Source organism: Microtetraspora fusca (genome assembly GCF_001570365.1).
GTDB classification, from domain to species: Bacteria; Actinomycetota; Actinomycetes; order Streptosporangiales; family Streptosporangiaceae; genus Microtetraspora; species Microtetraspora fusca.
Window position 1 is genome coordinate 200,634 of record NZ_BBYK01000043.1, and the last position, 13,997, is coordinate 214,630.

A 13,997-nucleotide genomic window follows, 5' to 3' on the forward strand; every position below is an offset into this window, starting at 1 on the left:
GAGGCGGTCGCGCTCCCGTACGGCGTGGCCTGAGCGGCCCGCCGGTCAGCTCGCCGCATCCCGCTCGAATCCGATCTCCCCACCGGAGACCTCCTTCCTCGGGCCGTGCGCGATCACACGGAGCAGGTGGTAGCCGCCGAGCACCACGATGGTGCCCAGGGCGATGCCGATCAGGCTGAAGTCGCCGACGATCTGGTGGGTGACCGGGCCGATGGCGAGGATGATCCCGGCGCCGATCGGCACCATGTTGACCGGGTCGGAGAAGTCCACCCGGTTCTCGATCCAGATCTTCGCGCCCAGCAGGCCGATCATGCCGTACAGGATGACGGTGATGCCGCCGAGCACGCCGTCGGGCGTGGCGGCGACCAGCGCGCCGAACTTCGGGATCAGGCCGAACAGGATCGCGATGATCGCCGCGATGTAGTAGGCGGCGGTCGAGTAGACCCTCGTGGCCGCCATGACGCCGATGTTCTCCGCGTACGTGGTGGTGGGCGAGCCGCCCACGGAGGTCGCGACGGCCGTGGCGACACCGTCGGCCGCGACCGCCCGGCCCATGTACGGGTCGGCGTCCACACCGGTCATCTCGCCCACGGCCTTGACGTGGCCGACGTTCTCCGCGATGAGCGCGATGACGGCGGGCAGCACGAGGACGATGGCCGACACCTGGAATGTCGGACCGTGGAAGTCGGGCCAGCCGAACAGATCGGCCTTCCCCACCCGGCTGAAATCAACCCGGAAGTGCGACGTGATCTCGCCAGTGGCCGTGGGCGCGGTGATCTTCCCGGCGGTCTGGTCGAGCACCCAAGAGAGGACGAATCCGAAGACGAGCCCGAGCAGGATGGCGATGCGCCCGAGGAACCCCTTGAAGACCACCAGGAACAGCGCGGTCGCGGCCATTGTCACGAGGGCGACCCAGTGGTCCTTCGGCCAGTAGATGTCGGCGACGACGTAGGCCAGGCCGAAGCCGATCAGCATGACCACCGCGCCGGTCACGACCGGCGGGAAGATCTTGTGGATGATCTGCACGCCCAGGTAGTGGATCGCGACGCCGACCGCCGCGAGGACCAGGCCGGCGACCAGGATCGCGCCGGTGACGGTCGCGCTGTCGCCCTGCGCCGCGCGGATGGCGGCCACGGCGCCGACGAAGGACGCGCTGGTGCCCAGGTAGCTGGGGATCTTCCCCTGCACGATGAGCAGGAACAGGATCGTGGAGACACCGGACATCATGATCGCGAGGTTCGCGTCCAACCCCATGAGCGTGGGGAAGACGAAGGTCGCACCGAACATCGCGATCACGTGCTGGGCACCGAAGCCGACCATGCGCGGCCAGCTCAGCCTCTCGTTGGGTTTTACGACCTCACCCGGCGGCAGGGTCTTCCCATCGCCATGCAACTTCCAGCCGAAAGCCATGCATGCCCCTTTGTTACCTGGGCCGACGTCCGGTGGCCACCCCGCGGGCATCCCAGCGCGGCATTGCTGTTGCGGGCACATTAGGCCCGAGATTGCGATTACACACGGGCAGCTTGTGCCAAACCAGTGTGGATTGACAGCAATCGTATTGCGCACCGGTCCGGGCGGCACGGTGAGCGTCACATCCCCCCGACGCCCGCCCGCTGGACCCTCCCCCCGGGGGAGACTCCAGCATGTGCGCCGACGACCGCGTCCATGAGGCGCACTGCCCGGAAGAGAGGACGAATCCCATGAGCACGCCGAAGACCGACTTCAAGAAGGAGTATCGCGAGCTGTACACGGCCGGGCCGGAGCCGAGGCTCGTGCAGGCGCCCGAGCTGCCCTATCTCATGATCGACGGCGTCGGGGACCCGTCCTCGTCCGGCTACGCCTCCGCCGTCAAGGCGCTGTACGGCGTGGCGTACGCGATCCGCTTCGCCCTGAAGGGCGCCGGTGTCGTGGAATATCCGGTGATGCCGTTGCAGGGCCTGTGGTGGGCGGACGAGAAGCCCCCGTCCGGCTTCGTCGCGCACCGGGACCTGTGGCAGTGGACGATGATGATCCTTCAGCCGCCGCAGGCCGACGCGGCGCTGTTCGACGAGGCGGTCGCGACCGCGCGCAAGAAGAAGCCGTCGTCGCCGATCGACCGGGTGCGGCTGGAGCCCCTGCGTGAGGGGTGGTGCGGCCAGATCCTGCACGTCGGCCCGTACAGCACCGAGGACGCCACCCTCGAACGGCTGCATGCCTTCCTGGAGGAGGGCGGCCACGCGATCCGCGGCCGCCACCACGAGATCTACCTGTCGGTGCCGGGCCGCACCGCGCCGGAGAAGATGAAGACGATCATCCGCTATCCCGTCACGCCGGCCGGCTGAGCGGAGCGCCGGTTCACTCGCCCGGGGCGACGACGCGGATCTCGAAGCCCTCCCCGGTGACGACCTGGCCGGCCCGGATCTTGCACGCCTTGCGCAGCTCGACCGCGCCGTCCACCCGGACGTTCCCCTCGGCGATCAGGTGCTTGGCCGCGCCGCCCGTCTCCGTGACATAGCAGTACTTCAGCAGGTCGCAGAGTGGGATGTACTCGCCGCGCAGCTCGAATGTCTCTTTCACGGGCGCAAGCTTAGGAGCCCCGGGAGGGAGGGGCGCGTTCAGATCCCGCGCATGCGCAGGACGTGCAGCGCCAGCGTCAGGTTGAGCCGCAGGTGCGCGTCCTCGGTGAAGTTGCCGAGCATCCGCTCCAGCTTCCCGATCCGGTAGCGCAGCGTGTTGTAGTGGAAGTGCAGCCGCCGGGCCGTCTCCGCGACGTTGAGGTTGGTCTCCAGCAGCACCTGGAGGGTCCGGCGCAGGTCCGCGTTCTCCGCGTCGCCGTCCCCGGCCAGCGACCCGAGCGTCTCGCGGACGAAGGCGTGCAGCTCCTCGGTGTCGTTCACCAGGGACAGCAGGCGGTACACGCCGAGCTCGTCGAAGTGCGCGACCGCGCCCGCCCCGTGGAGCTGGCGGCCCACCCGCGCGGCCTTGAGCGCCTGTCCGTACGCGCCGGGGAGCAGGTCCGGTCCCCCGGCGACCCGGCTCAGGCCGGTGGAGAACGTGCAGTCGGAGACGGCGGCGAGCGCGTCCCTGGCCAGTCGGACGGTGTCCACATCCGCGCCGACGACGGCGACGACCTCGTGCGAGAACCCGGCGACCGCGCCGCGCGGGTCGAACTTGCGCACGGCGGACTGCCAGGCGGCGAGCATCCGATCCTGGGTGGAGCGCTCCTCCGCGTCCGGGTCGATCTCCGCGACCAGCACGCTGACCCGGCGCTCCAGGTCCCAGCCGAACGCGCGGGCGCGCTCGGCGACGCGGGTGCCGCCCCTGCCGGTGAGCACGTCCCGCAGGAAGTCCGCGCGGTACTTGCTCTCGACGGCGGTCACCGCCTCCTGCTTGGTCACGACGAGGGCGGCCACGGTCGCGGCGCGCTCCAGGATGCCGACGTCGCTGGGGGTCAGCGCGCCGGAGTCGCTGAACGCCACGATCCTGCCGTGGTGGTGGCCGCCCGCCACGACGGGCACCACGGCGTAGTGGCGGTCCGGCGCCATGGTGGCGGCGGCGCGCGGCCGATCCCGGACCGCCGCGGGCACGGTCCCCGCGGCCGTCGCCGTGCTCTCCACCGCCTGGCAGGTCGCGCGCAGCGTCGCCACCCGCTCGGCGTCGCCGGCCGTGGCCAGGATGCGGTCCCCGGCGTCCAGTGCCGCGACGGCCACGTCGAGGAGCCCGGCAACCTCCGCCGCGACCTCGCGCATCCCGCCTCCGGCGAGCACGATCTGGACCAGCGCCCGGTGCGCGTCCTCGGCCCGGGCGAGCAGGCCCGCCTGGCGGTTCAGGATGTCGGTGAGCACCTGGTTGAGGATGTCGTCGAACCCCACGTCGTTGGGGAGCAGGATCAGCGGGAAGCCCAGCCGGTCGGCCTGCTCGACCATCTCCCCCGGCAGCTCGTCGAGGTACCGGCCCAGCTTGATCGCCAGCGCGGCGAGCCCGCGTTCGTCGAGATCGGCCACCAGCCGGTCCAGCGACTGCGGGGTGTTGCGCAGCGGGTAGCCCGTGGTGAGCAGCAGCTCGTGCGGCTTCACCCAGGCCAGGATGTCGGGCACCTCCATGACGTTGAGGCGCTGCACGATGCGGTCGAGGCCGGATCTCCCGGCGATGAGGCGCGCGTCCGCGAGGGTCGACACGCCGAGCACCTCCCCGACGGAGACGCCGTGAAGGATGGTTCCTGTGCTGGCCAGCCTCATCGCCGGCGCGGCGGGATCGCTCGTCATCGTGCGCTCCGAGGTAGAGCTTCCAGGGGGATTGGGAGGTCTGTGCGGCTGACGCCGATTGTGCCCAACAATCCGACTGTCAGGAAGAGCCAAGCATTTGGCCTACTGTTGGCAGCTTTCTCCGTACGGAGCCCGGGGGCGGCGTTCTAGCGTCGGCTCTGACGCGCTATCGGGGAGGTCCGTTGACCGTCGACACACGTCCGAGAGCACGGCGCTCCTTACCCCGCCCCTCGGCAGGCGTGGGAGGACGCACCCAGATCGGCGGAGCCGCCAGCGTCGCGCTCCGCCCGGCGCTCGAATCGCCCCGCCGTCCGGCCCGTGTGCTGGCGGCGTTCCCGCTCGCCGTCTACCTGGAGGTCAGGAGCGAGTACGAGCCGCACGTCATCGCCCTCGTCAGCGGGGAGGCCGCGCGCCTGCCGAACGCGGTGGTGCTCGCGGCGCCGCTCGACCGGCTTCCGCTGGGGGACGAGTGCTGGGTCGGCGAGGGCTCCATCGGCGTGGGCCGCGTCGGCATCCGGGTGCGCCGCTGGTGGGACCCCGCGCCGCCACTCGGGAGCGCGGAGCCGTCCCGGCTGGCCCGTGCGCTGACGCACCTCGACGACATCTGCGACCGCTCCCAGCGCCGGCCCGGCCTGGACATCGCCGGCGCGCCCGGCCTGCTGGCCTCCGGCTGTCTGGCGGGCTCCCTGGTGGACGGCATCGTCGCGGCGGAGCGGCTGCTGGGTCTCGGGCCGGGACTGACGCCGAGCGGCGACGACATGCTGTGCGGCCTGCTGGTCGCGCTGCGCCACCTGGGCCTCGCCGCGGGCGCGCCGCGCGCGGTCTGGCTGGCCGACTGGCTGGCCGCCGCCGTGACGTACGACGCCCGCGCCCGGACGACGCCCATATCGGCCACGCTGCTGCACTGCGCGGCGCGCGGCCAGGCCGGGTCGGAGGTGCTCGGCGTGCTGCGCGCGGTCGCCGGGCACCAGCCGCTCGACCCCGCGGCGCGCCGCCTGCTGGGCCTCGGCCACACCTCGGGCGCCGACCTCGCCTGGGGCCTACGGGCCGGGCTGGCCGCCGTCCTCGCGCTGCGGTCATGGCACGGAAGCCGATGAGGCCCCCGAACGCAGCGAGCGCAAATAAGCAGGAGGAAGTGTCCGTGAATGATCTGGTTGAAGTGCGCGCGGGGGTCTACCACGACTCCGTGAGCCTGATGCGGGTCAGCCAGGCGCTCGCCGCGCTGCCCGGGGTGAGCGTCGCGATCGTCGCGATGGCCACCGAACTCAACGTCGGCCTGGCCCGGGACGCCGGATTCGCCGTGCCCGCGACCACACCGGGCGACCTGCTCGTCGCGATCAGGGCCTCCTCGGACGACGCCGTACGGGAGGCCGCGGCCGAGCTGGACCGACGGCTCGCGGCCCGCGAGGCGGCCGGGACGGCGCGAGGCGAGGACCGGCCGCCGCGCACCACCCGGTCGGCGGCGCGCGCCGCGGCCCGGGGCGCGGCGGGGTCCGGCGGGGCGACGATCGCCCTGGTCAGCGTCCCTGGGGAGTGCGCCTTCCTGGAGGCGGCCGACGCCGTCGAGGCCGGGCTCTCCGTCATGATCTTCAGCGACAACGTGCCCGTCGAGCAGGAGATCCTGCTCAAGGACCGCGCCCGGGAGAAGGGCGTGCTGGTGATGGGACCCGACTGCGGCACCGCTGTGATCGGCGGCGCGGGGCTCGGCTTCGCCAACGTGCTCCGCCCCGGCCCGGTCGGCGTGGTGGCCGCCAGCGGCACGGGGGCGCAGCAGGTGACGAGCCTGCTCGACCTGGCCGGCGTGGGCGTCAGCCACCTGCTCGGCGTGGGCGGGCGCGACCTGTCGGCGGAGGTGGGCGGGCGCTCGGCGATCCAGGCGCTGCGGGCGCTCGACGCCGATCCGGCGACCGAGCTGATCCTCCTCGTCTCCAAGCCGCCCGCCCCCGAGGCGGCCGACGCCGTACGGGATCTGGGGCTCGGCACGAAGCTGGTCACGGCGCTGCTCGGGCCGGGGCAGGACGACCTCACGGCCGCCGTGGAGAAGGTCCTCGGCGCGCTCGGCCGCGAGGTGCCGGCCTGGCCCTCCTGGCCCGCGCCGCCCGGCGCCCCGGGCACGCCGGGATCGGAGTGCCGCGGCCCGCTGCGCGGGCTCTACTCGGGCGGCACGCTGTGCACGGAGGCCGCCGTCATCGCGAGGAGCGGCGAGTTCACCGACTTCGGCGACGACGCGTACACGCGCGGGCGGGCCCACCCGATGATCGACCCGGCGCTCCGCCTGGAGGCGCTGGACGCCGTCGAGTCCGGCGTGGTCCTCCTCGACGTGGTGCTGGGCCACGGGGCCGACCCCGACCCGTCCGCGCGGCTGGCGCCGGCGGTGGCGCGGGCGTGCGGGCGCGGCGTCGCCGTGGTCGTCGCACTCGTCGGCACGGAGGGCGACCCGCAGGGGCTGCACGCCCAGGCGGCCCGGCTGAACGAGGCGGGCGCCGCGGTGTTCACGTCCAACGCGGCGGCGGCGCGGCACGCCCGTGACCTGGTCGCGGCGCGCGTCCACTCCTGACGCCGCAGGCGTCCCAGAACGATCCACGACAGAGCGGCCACGGCCGATGTCCGCGATCCGGACCGACCCCGAAGGGAGAGCGATGAACCCGACGACGCTGTCCATGCTGAGTCGCGAGCCTCATGTGATCACAGCCGGGACCGCGCTGCTCGGCGAGGCGCTGGACCAGCAGGCCGTGGCCAGGACCGACGTGGACTGGCGGCCGCCCGTCCCCGGCACCGCCGCCGCGCTGGCCGCGGCGCTCGCCGACCCGCGCAGGGAGCGGGCCAACGCCACCGCCGTCGGCCGGATGGTGTCCGCCCGGCCCCGGCTCGTCGGCGTACGGCCGGCCCGGGAGGTGCTGGGCCTGGAGCCGGGCACATTCCTGCACGCGGGGCCGCCGATCTCGTGGGAACGCGCCTCGGGGCCGATGCGGGGGGCGCTGATCGGCGCGATGCTCTTCGAGGGGCTCGCCTCCTCCCCCGAGGACGCCGAGGAGCGGCTCGCCGCCGGGTCCGGCATCACGCTGGACTCCTGCCACCACCATCGGACGGTCGGCCCGATGGCCGGCGTGGTGAGCCCGTCGATGTGGATGCTGGAGGTCGCCGACGCCGAGCACGGCGGCGCCGCCTACTGCTCGCTCAACGAGGGGCTGGGCAAGGTCCTGCGCTACGGCGCGTACGGACCGGAGGTCGTCGAGCGGCTGCGCTGGATGGGCGACGTGCTCGGACCGGCGCTCCAGGCGGCGCTCGCGCTGAGCGGGCCGCTCGACCTGCGCGCCCTGATCGCGCAGGCCCTGCAGATGGGCGACGAGCTCCACAACCGCAACCGCGCGGCCACGTCGCTGATGGTGCGGGAGCTCGCGCCCGCCGTGGTGGAGGCCGCTCCCGGGCACGCCGCCGAGGTGTTGCGATTTATCAATGGGAACGATCATTTCTTCCTGAACGCCGGAATGGCGGCGGCGAAAGTGAGCGCGGACGCCGCCAGAGATGTGCCCGGCTCCAGCCTCGTGGTGGCGATGGCCCGCAATGGGACCGATTTCGGAATCCAGGTTTCCGGGCTCGGGGACCGCTGGTTCACCGGTCCCGCCGAGGTTCCCGACGGCCTCTACCTCGGCGCGTACGGCCCCGGCGACGCCAATCCGGACATCGGGGACTCGACGATCACGGAGACGACGGGGCTCGGCGGCTTCGCCATGGCCGCCGCCCCGGCGATCGTGCGCTTCGTCGGCGGGGACGTGGCGGACGCCGTCGCGGCGACGACCTCGATGTACGAGATCACGTTGGCGGAGCATCCGGCGTACCAGATCCCGGGGCTCGGGTTCCGCGGCACGCCGGTGGGCATCGACGTCACCCTCGTCGCCCGCACCGGCACGCTACCGGTCGTCAACACGGGGATCGCGGGCCGGGTGGCGGGAACAGGCCAGGTCGGAGCGGGTCTGGTCAGCCCTCCGATGGAGGCGTTCACGGCGGCGCTGGCGGCCCTGACCGACGCATGAATTCCCTTTGACCCAACTTTGACCCTAATATCGGTTGCCAACCTCACATATCTTGTGAATTCGCGCGGATCGGGTCTTGGGGGGATTTGTGCGGACTGAGCCAGAATTGGGGACCAGGGCATGACAACCGATCATCTGCTCGGTATGGTCCCCTCCATGCCGGAGGGTCAAGGTCCCATCGGAGGAGGTACGGCCGGACCGGTGCCCGAAGGGCAGGGACGGCTCGTCGGCAGGCGCTACCGCCTCCTCTCACCGGTCGGCCGCGGCGGCATGGGCATGGTCTGGCACGCCCATGACGTGCTGCTTGACCGCGACGTCGCGGTCAAGGAACTCCTCCTGCCGTTCGGCCTCGACCAGGCGGGCCTGCACGGTGCCCACCAGCGCATGCTGCGCGAGGCGCGCTCCGCGGCCAGGCTGAGCCATCCCGGCATCGTCACCGTCCACGACGTGGTCGAGGAGGACGGGCGGCCCTGGATCGTCATGGAGCTGGTCCGCGCCTGGTCCCTGGAGCAGGCCGTACGGCAGAGCGGGCCGCTGCCCGTCGTGCAGGCCGCCGAGATCGGCGTGCGCGTGCTCGACGCGCTGCGGCACGCGCACGCGGCCGGGATCCTGCACCGCGACGTCAAGCCGGGGAACGTGCTGCTCACCGCCGACCGGGTCGTGCTGACCGACTTCGGCATCGCCGCCATCGAGGGCGACGTCACGATCACCCAGACCGGGCTGCTGATGGGGTCGCCCGCGTACATCCCGCCGGAGCGGCTCCAGGGCCGCCCGATCACGCACGCCGCCGACCTGTGGTCGTTCGGCGCGACGCTCTACGCCGCCGTCGAGGGCCACCCGCCGTACGAGGGGGCGGACGCGGTCGCCGTGCTCGGCGCGGTGCTCACGAGGGAGCCCGCCCGGCCGCGGCGGGCCGGCGCCCTGCTGCCCGTCATCCAGGGCCTGCTCCGCAAGAACCCCGCCGACCGCATCGGGGCCGCGCAGGTCGCCGACATGCTGGAGCGGGTCCTGCGGACCCACGGAGCGGGCGGGTCCACGCCGGGGCACCGGAACGCGATGCCGACCCCGCAGGACTCAACTCCGGCGCAACTGCTGCCGCCGTTCGACGTACCCTCGGGGCCGCTGCCGTCGCGCATCATCGAGACCCCGTCCGGCCCGATCCGGGTGCCCGCCGACCCGCTGGCGAGCCCGTCGGGCCCCTATTCCGCCGGGCACACCTCCGGGGCGCACCGGTGGGACGCCGCCGCGTCCGCTCCGGGCGGAGCGGCGGGACCGGCGGGCGACGCCACGGGTGGCCACACCGCGCCGCCGCGCGACCCCCTCGCCGCACCCGTCGCCCCCCTTCCCGTACGGCGCGGCACGGACGGCGCCTCCGTCCCGTTCGGCTCCTCGCCGCCTATGGAGTCCGCGCCGTTCGACCCGTTGACCATGCCGTCCGGATCGATGCACGCGCCGGAGCGCCGGGCCGAGGCGTGGCCGGTGCCCGGGCCCTCCGACCTGCCGGGGCAGTTGGGCGTCGACCCGGACGATCCGTTCACGACCGGTCCCGGACGGGTCAGGAGACGCACCGAGGGGGCGCACAGCCGGCCCGAGCCGGATCCCGGCACGGACACGAAGGGCTCGCGGCTGTCCCGGATGGCCAGGAGGTCGCGCGGGTCGAGGAGCGCGGACGGTTCCGCGACGACCGAGAACGCGGCGGCCGAAAAGGCGGTGACCGGGGCGCACGCGGCCCCGGAGGCGGCCGAAAAGGCGGCAACCGGGATGCACGCGGGACCGGAGACGACCGGTAAGACGGCAACCGGGATGCACGCGGGACCGGAGACGACCGGTAAGACGGCAACCGGGGCGTACGCGGGACCGGAGGCGGCCGAGGCGGCTGCCACCGCCGCCCTCACCGCCGGAGACACGGCCGCCGCGCCCCCCGGGGTCGCCGGACCGGCCAGGAGCGGCGGCAGGCAGGGCGGACGGCGCCGGGCCGGAAGCCGGCGGCAGGCCGGCGAACGGACGGGCAGGTCCACGATCCTGATCGTTGTGGCGGCGCTCGCGGTCGTCGCCGTGATCGTCACGGTGGTCCTGCTGATCCTCCCCGGAGGGTCGGCCGACAAGGGCGTCCGCTCCGCCGGGCAGCCGAGCGCCGCTCCCATGAAGGCGGACAGCGCGGACGGCGCGGACGGCGACACGAAGAGCGGCGGCGGCAACGGCGCGGCGGCCGGCTTCGAGACCCCGAAGGGCTACGCCGTCCTGACCGGCGGCGGCGTGTCCGTCGCCGTGCCCAAGGGCTGGAGGGTGTCGACGGAGTCCGGCGCGACGACCTTCGCCGGTCCCAAGGACAGCGCGCAGAGCGTCGTCGTCCGCAAGATCGCCGACGGCGGCCTCGGCGCGCTCAAGGCCGCCGAGCAGCGCGCGAAGTACGACGACTACACGCAGGTGCGCCTGGGCGAGGCCGATTACCGGTGGCCCGCCGCCGAGTGGGAGTACACCTACACCGCCTCCGGCCAGGTCACGATGCACCGGATCATCCGGTACATCGAGGCGGGAGGCCAGGCGTACTCGGTCGCCGTCACGTCCCCCGACTACGACTGGAACGATTCCGCCGCCAGCGTACGGAAGGCGGTTTGGGGCAGTTTCGCGCCAGCGTGATGGGATTGCCCGTCATGACTCATGGCAAACTTCACGCATGACGACGACCCCCCTCAAAACCCCCATAGATGTGTCCCGCGTGCAGCGGCGCGTGCTCGGCGTGCTGTCCGCGGCGCAGATCGTCAGCGGAGCGGGCGTCGCCGTCGGACTGGCCCTCAGCTCCCTGGTCGTGAGCCGGCTGTCCGGCTCCACGGTGATCGCGGGGTTCGCCGGGACCGCCACCGTGCTCGGCGCGGCGCTGCTCGCGCTGCCCACGGCGCGGGCCGCCGGACGGGGCGGACGGCGGGCCGGGCTGACCCTCGCCTACGTCTGCGCCCTGCTGGGCTCGATCGTCGCGGTCGTGGCCATCGGGCTGGAGTCGTGGCAGCTCCTGCTCGCCGGCCTCGTCCTGGTCGGCGGCGGCAGCGCGGGCAACCTGGCCGCCCGCTACTCCGCGACCGACCTGGCCCCTCCCGGGCACGCCGCCCGCCACCTCTCCCTGGTGGTCTGGGCCTCCACCCTCGGCACCGTGGCCGGACCCAACCTGGTCAAGCCCGCGCAGGCGGTGGCCGAGCCCCTAGGGCTGACCGGGGCCGCCGGGCCGTTCGCCCTCGCCGCGCTCAGCTTCGCGGTGACCGCGCTGATCGTCGTCATCGGGCTGCGGCCCGACCCGTTCATCCTCGCCCGGCGGATCGCCGCGCTGCCCGCCGAACCCACCGACCTCGCCGAGCCCGCTGAATCCGCTGAATCGGCGAAGCCCGCCGCCGCGCGGGACGCGGGCGGTCGGACGCTCCGCACCGCCTGGGAGGCGCTCCGCCGGTCGCCGCAGGGCCGCCGCGCGCTGGCCGGCATCGCGGTCAGCCACACCGCCATGGTGTCCGTCATGTCCATGACGCCGGTCCACCTCGACCACGAAGGCGCCTCCATCTCGGTCATCGGCATCGTGATCAGCGTCCACATCGCCGGCATGTACGTGCTGTCCCCGCTCGTCGGCTGGCTCGCGGACCGGATCGGCAGGCAGAACGTCATGCTCATCGGCATGGGCGTGCTGATCTGCGCCGCGGTCCTCGCCGGATCGGCGGGCCACCATCACGTGACGCAGGTCGGCGCGGGGCTCCTCCTGCTCGGCATCGGCTGGTCGTGCGGGCTCGTCTCCGGCTCGGCGATGCTGACCGACGCGGTGGAGATCGAGCACCGCCCGGCGGTCCAGGGCATGTCCGACCTCCTGATGAACGTCTGCGGCGCCACCGGAACGATCCTGGCCGGAGCCGTCGTCGGCTTCGCCGGATACGGCGTCCTGGGAGCCGCCGTCGCCGTGCTCATCGGCGTGTTCGCCGTCTGGATCATCGTCGCCGCCCGCCGCCTCACCCCGGCCGCCGAGGGCCCGGCCGCCACATGAGCCGCCACCTGGAGCCGGAGGGCATCCGTTATTTGGCGTCGGCGTAGCGGGCGACCGCGACCGCCTCCATCGGGAAGCGGACCGGCGTCTCGCCGAACAGCAGCCGGGTCGCCTCCTCCACCGCCCCCGCCACCGCCACCCGGACCTCGTCGGCCACGTCGAGCGGGCAGTGCACCATGACCTCGTCGTGCTGGAAGAACACCAGCCGGGCCGGCTCGGGCAGCCGGCCGCGCAGCACCGCCATGAGCGTTATGGCCCACTCGGCGGCGGTGGCCTGAACCACGAAGTTGCGGGTGAACCGGCCGCGATCGCGGGCGGCCCGCGCGCCGTCCGGCCCGGAGACCAGCTCCCGCCATCGGGCGGACGGCTGCGGGCAGGTACGGCCGAGCCACGACCTGACCAGCCGCCCCTCCTCACCCGCGCGCGCCGCGTCCTCCACGAACGCGTACGCCTTCGGGAAGCGCTGCCGCATCACGGCGAGCAGCTTGGGCGCGTCACCGCTGGTGCCGCCGTACATCGCGGACAGCATGGCGATCTTGGCGGAGTCGCGCTCGCCGCCGAACGCCTGGGCCAGCGCGGCGTACAGGTCGATCTCGCCCGCCGCGCGGGCCAGCCCCCGGTCGCCGGCCATGGCGGCGAGCACCCGGGGTTCGAGCTGGGCGGCGTCGGCGACCACCAGCGTCCACCCGGGGTCGGCCGCCACGACCCGGCGCATGACCTTGGGGATCTGCAGCGCGCCGCCGCCGCTCGTCGCCCACCGCCCGGACACGACGCCGGCCACGACGTACTCGCCGCGGAAGCGGTCGCCGCGCACCCACTGGTCGGCCCAGGCCCAGCCGTGGAAGCTGTACAGCCGGGCCAGCTCCTTGTACGCGAGCAGCGGGGCCACGCCCGGATGGTCGACGCCCGCGAGGACGCGCGACCTGGTCGACGGGATCTGGATGCCCGCGCCCTTGAACGCCTTGACGATCTGCTGCGGGGAGTCGGGGTTGACGGGATGGCCGAAGGCGGCGGAGATCTCGTCGGCGAGCGCCTGGAGCCGGGACGGGCGCATCCCGTGGACGGGACGCGGGCCGAGCAGCTCGGTCAGCAGCGCGTCGTGCACGTCCTCACGCCACGGCATGCCGTCGTGGCCCATCTCGGCCGCGATCAGCGCGCCCGCCGACTCCGCCGCCACCAGCAGCCGGAACCGCCCCGGGTGGCCGGTGCGCGCGATCCGGGCGAGCTGGTCCTCATACACCTCGCCGACGAGGTCGATCTCCGCGACCTCCGGCGCCGTCGCCCGCCCGGGGAGCGCCGGCTCGAACAGGCTTCCCTGCGTCGCCTGGCCCGTCTCCGCCGTCTCACTCCGGTCCGGCGGCACCGGGAGCCCGTGCAGCCGCGCGTACGCCGCCTCGGCAGACCGCGGCTCGCCGTACCGGCCGTCGGCGCCGAGCAGCAGCCCCTCGGTGAGCGCGATGTCGTGGCAGCGCGAAAGCCGTACGCCCCGGGCGAGCAGGCCGGGGTAGATCCGCCGCGCGTCCGCCCAGACCCACCGGGGGCGGACGGCCGTCTCCAGCTCGCGCACCGCCTCCGCCAGGTCGCCGACCCGTTCAGGTGGACCGCCGAGGGGACGGATCGTCCCCCCGCCATCCGGATCCACCGCGACCAGCACCTGCACCCGCCCAGCCTGCCAGGCGCCACCGACATTTCGCCGCGCCA

The 13,997-nt window shown here is 73.5% G+C and carries 10 protein-coding genes; 6 read left to right on the plus strand and 4 right to left on the minus strand.

What is annotated here, in order from left to right:
• Positions 1-45 precede the first annotated feature (45 nt).
• Entirely contained in the window at positions 46-1,410 is a 1,365-nt protein-coding gene (locus tag AWQ68_RS11890; RefSeq protein WP_066939126.1) for a uracil-xanthine permease family protein, read from the minus strand.
• A gap of 290 nt (positions 1,411-1,700) precedes the next feature.
• On the opposite strand from AWQ68_RS11890, the gene AWQ68_RS11895 reads away from it, so the two are divergent.
• On the plus strand, positions 1,701-2,321 hold the full coding sequence (locus AWQ68_RS11895; RefSeq protein ID WP_066939129.1) for a GyrI-like domain-containing protein: 621 nt from the start codon (positions 1,701-1,703) through the stop codon (positions 2,319-2,321).
• Positions 2,322-2,334: 13 nt separating this feature from the next.
• Here AWQ68_RS11895 and AWQ68_RS11900 read toward each other — a convergent pair whose 3' ends face one another.
• Positions 2,335-2,556, minus strand: a complete 222-nt coding sequence (locus AWQ68_RS11900) for an RNA-binding S4 domain-containing protein (RefSeq protein WP_066939132.1) — start codon at positions 2,554-2,556, stop codon at positions 2,335-2,337.
• Between the two features lie 38 nt (positions 2,557-2,594).
• Positions 2,595-4,244: a PucR family transcriptional regulator gene (locus tag AWQ68_RS11905; RefSeq protein ID WP_084463890.1), complete on the minus strand. Its 1,650-nt coding sequence runs from the start codon at positions 4,242-4,244 to the stop codon at positions 2,595-2,597.
• A gap of 239 nt (positions 4,245-4,483) precedes the next feature.
• Here AWQ68_RS11905 and AWQ68_RS11910 point away from each other — a divergent pair, with 239 nt between their 5' ends.
• The 5 genes from AWQ68_RS11910 (at position 4,484) to AWQ68_RS11930 (ending at position 12,296) form a co-directional block, all read left to right on the plus strand.
• The gene (locus AWQ68_RS11910; RefSeq protein WP_245655874.1) at positions 4,484-5,341 is read left to right on the plus strand and encodes an oxamate carbamoyltransferase subunit AllH family protein; all 858 of its coding nucleotides are present in this window, start codon (positions 4,484-4,486) and stop codon (positions 5,339-5,341) included.
• Positions 5,342-5,385: 44 nt separating this feature from the next.
• Positions 5,386-6,801, plus strand: coding sequence for an AllF/FdrA family protein (locus AWQ68_RS11915; protein WP_084463912.1), 1,416 nt, complete (start codon positions 5,386-5,388; stop codon positions 6,799-6,801).
• An 82-nt stretch (positions 6,802-6,883) separates the two neighbouring features.
• Positions 6,884-8,278 (plus strand): YlbE family protein, encoded by a 1,395-nt coding sequence (locus AWQ68_RS11920; RefSeq protein ID WP_066939504.1) that lies wholly within the window; start codon positions 6,884-6,886, stop codon positions 8,276-8,278.
• A 120-nt stretch (positions 8,279-8,398) separates the two neighbouring features.
• The gene (locus AWQ68_RS42290) at positions 8,399-10,918 is read left to right on the plus strand and encodes a serine/threonine-protein kinase (RefSeq protein WP_245655875.1); all 2,520 of its coding nucleotides are present in this window, start codon (positions 8,399-8,401) and stop codon (positions 10,916-10,918) included.
• A gap of 37 nt (positions 10,919-10,955) precedes the next feature.
• Positions 10,956-12,296, plus strand: a complete 1,341-nt coding sequence (locus AWQ68_RS11930; protein WP_084463891.1) for an MFS transporter — start codon at positions 10,956-10,958, stop codon at positions 12,294-12,296.
• A gap of 28 nt (positions 12,297-12,324) precedes the next feature.
• Here AWQ68_RS11930 and AWQ68_RS11935 read toward each other — a convergent pair whose 3' ends face one another.
• Complete coding sequence (locus tag AWQ68_RS11935; RefSeq protein ID WP_084463892.1) at positions 12,325-13,956, minus strand: bifunctional 3'-5' exonuclease/DNA polymerase; 1,632 nt, start codon at positions 13,954-13,956, stop codon at positions 12,325-12,327.
• Positions 13,957-13,997: the final 41 nt, after the last annotated feature.

Coding starts and splice junctions, on each gene's coding strand:
- AWQ68_RS42290 (WP_245655875.1), top strand. CDS start 8,399: ATGACAACCGATCATCTGCTCGGTATGGTCCCCTCCATGCCGGAGGGT.
- AWQ68_RS11895 (WP_066939129.1), top strand. CDS start 1,701: ATGAGCACGCCGAAGACCGACTTCAAGAAGGAGTATCGCGAGCTGTAC.
- AWQ68_RS11905 (WP_084463890.1), bottom strand. CDS start 4,244: ATGACGAGCGATCCCGCCGCGCCGGCGATGAGGCTGGCCAGCACAGGA.
- AWQ68_RS11890 (WP_066939126.1), bottom strand. CDS start 1,410: ATGGCTTTCGGCTGGAAGTTGCATGGCGATGGGAAGACCCTGCCGCCG.
- AWQ68_RS11930 (WP_084463891.1), top strand. CDS start 10,956: ATGACGACGACCCCCCTCAAAACCCCCATAGATGTGTCCCGCGTGCAG.
- AWQ68_RS11920 (WP_066939504.1), top strand. CDS start 6,884: ATGAACCCGACGACGCTGTCCATGCTGAGTCGCGAGCCTCATGTGATC.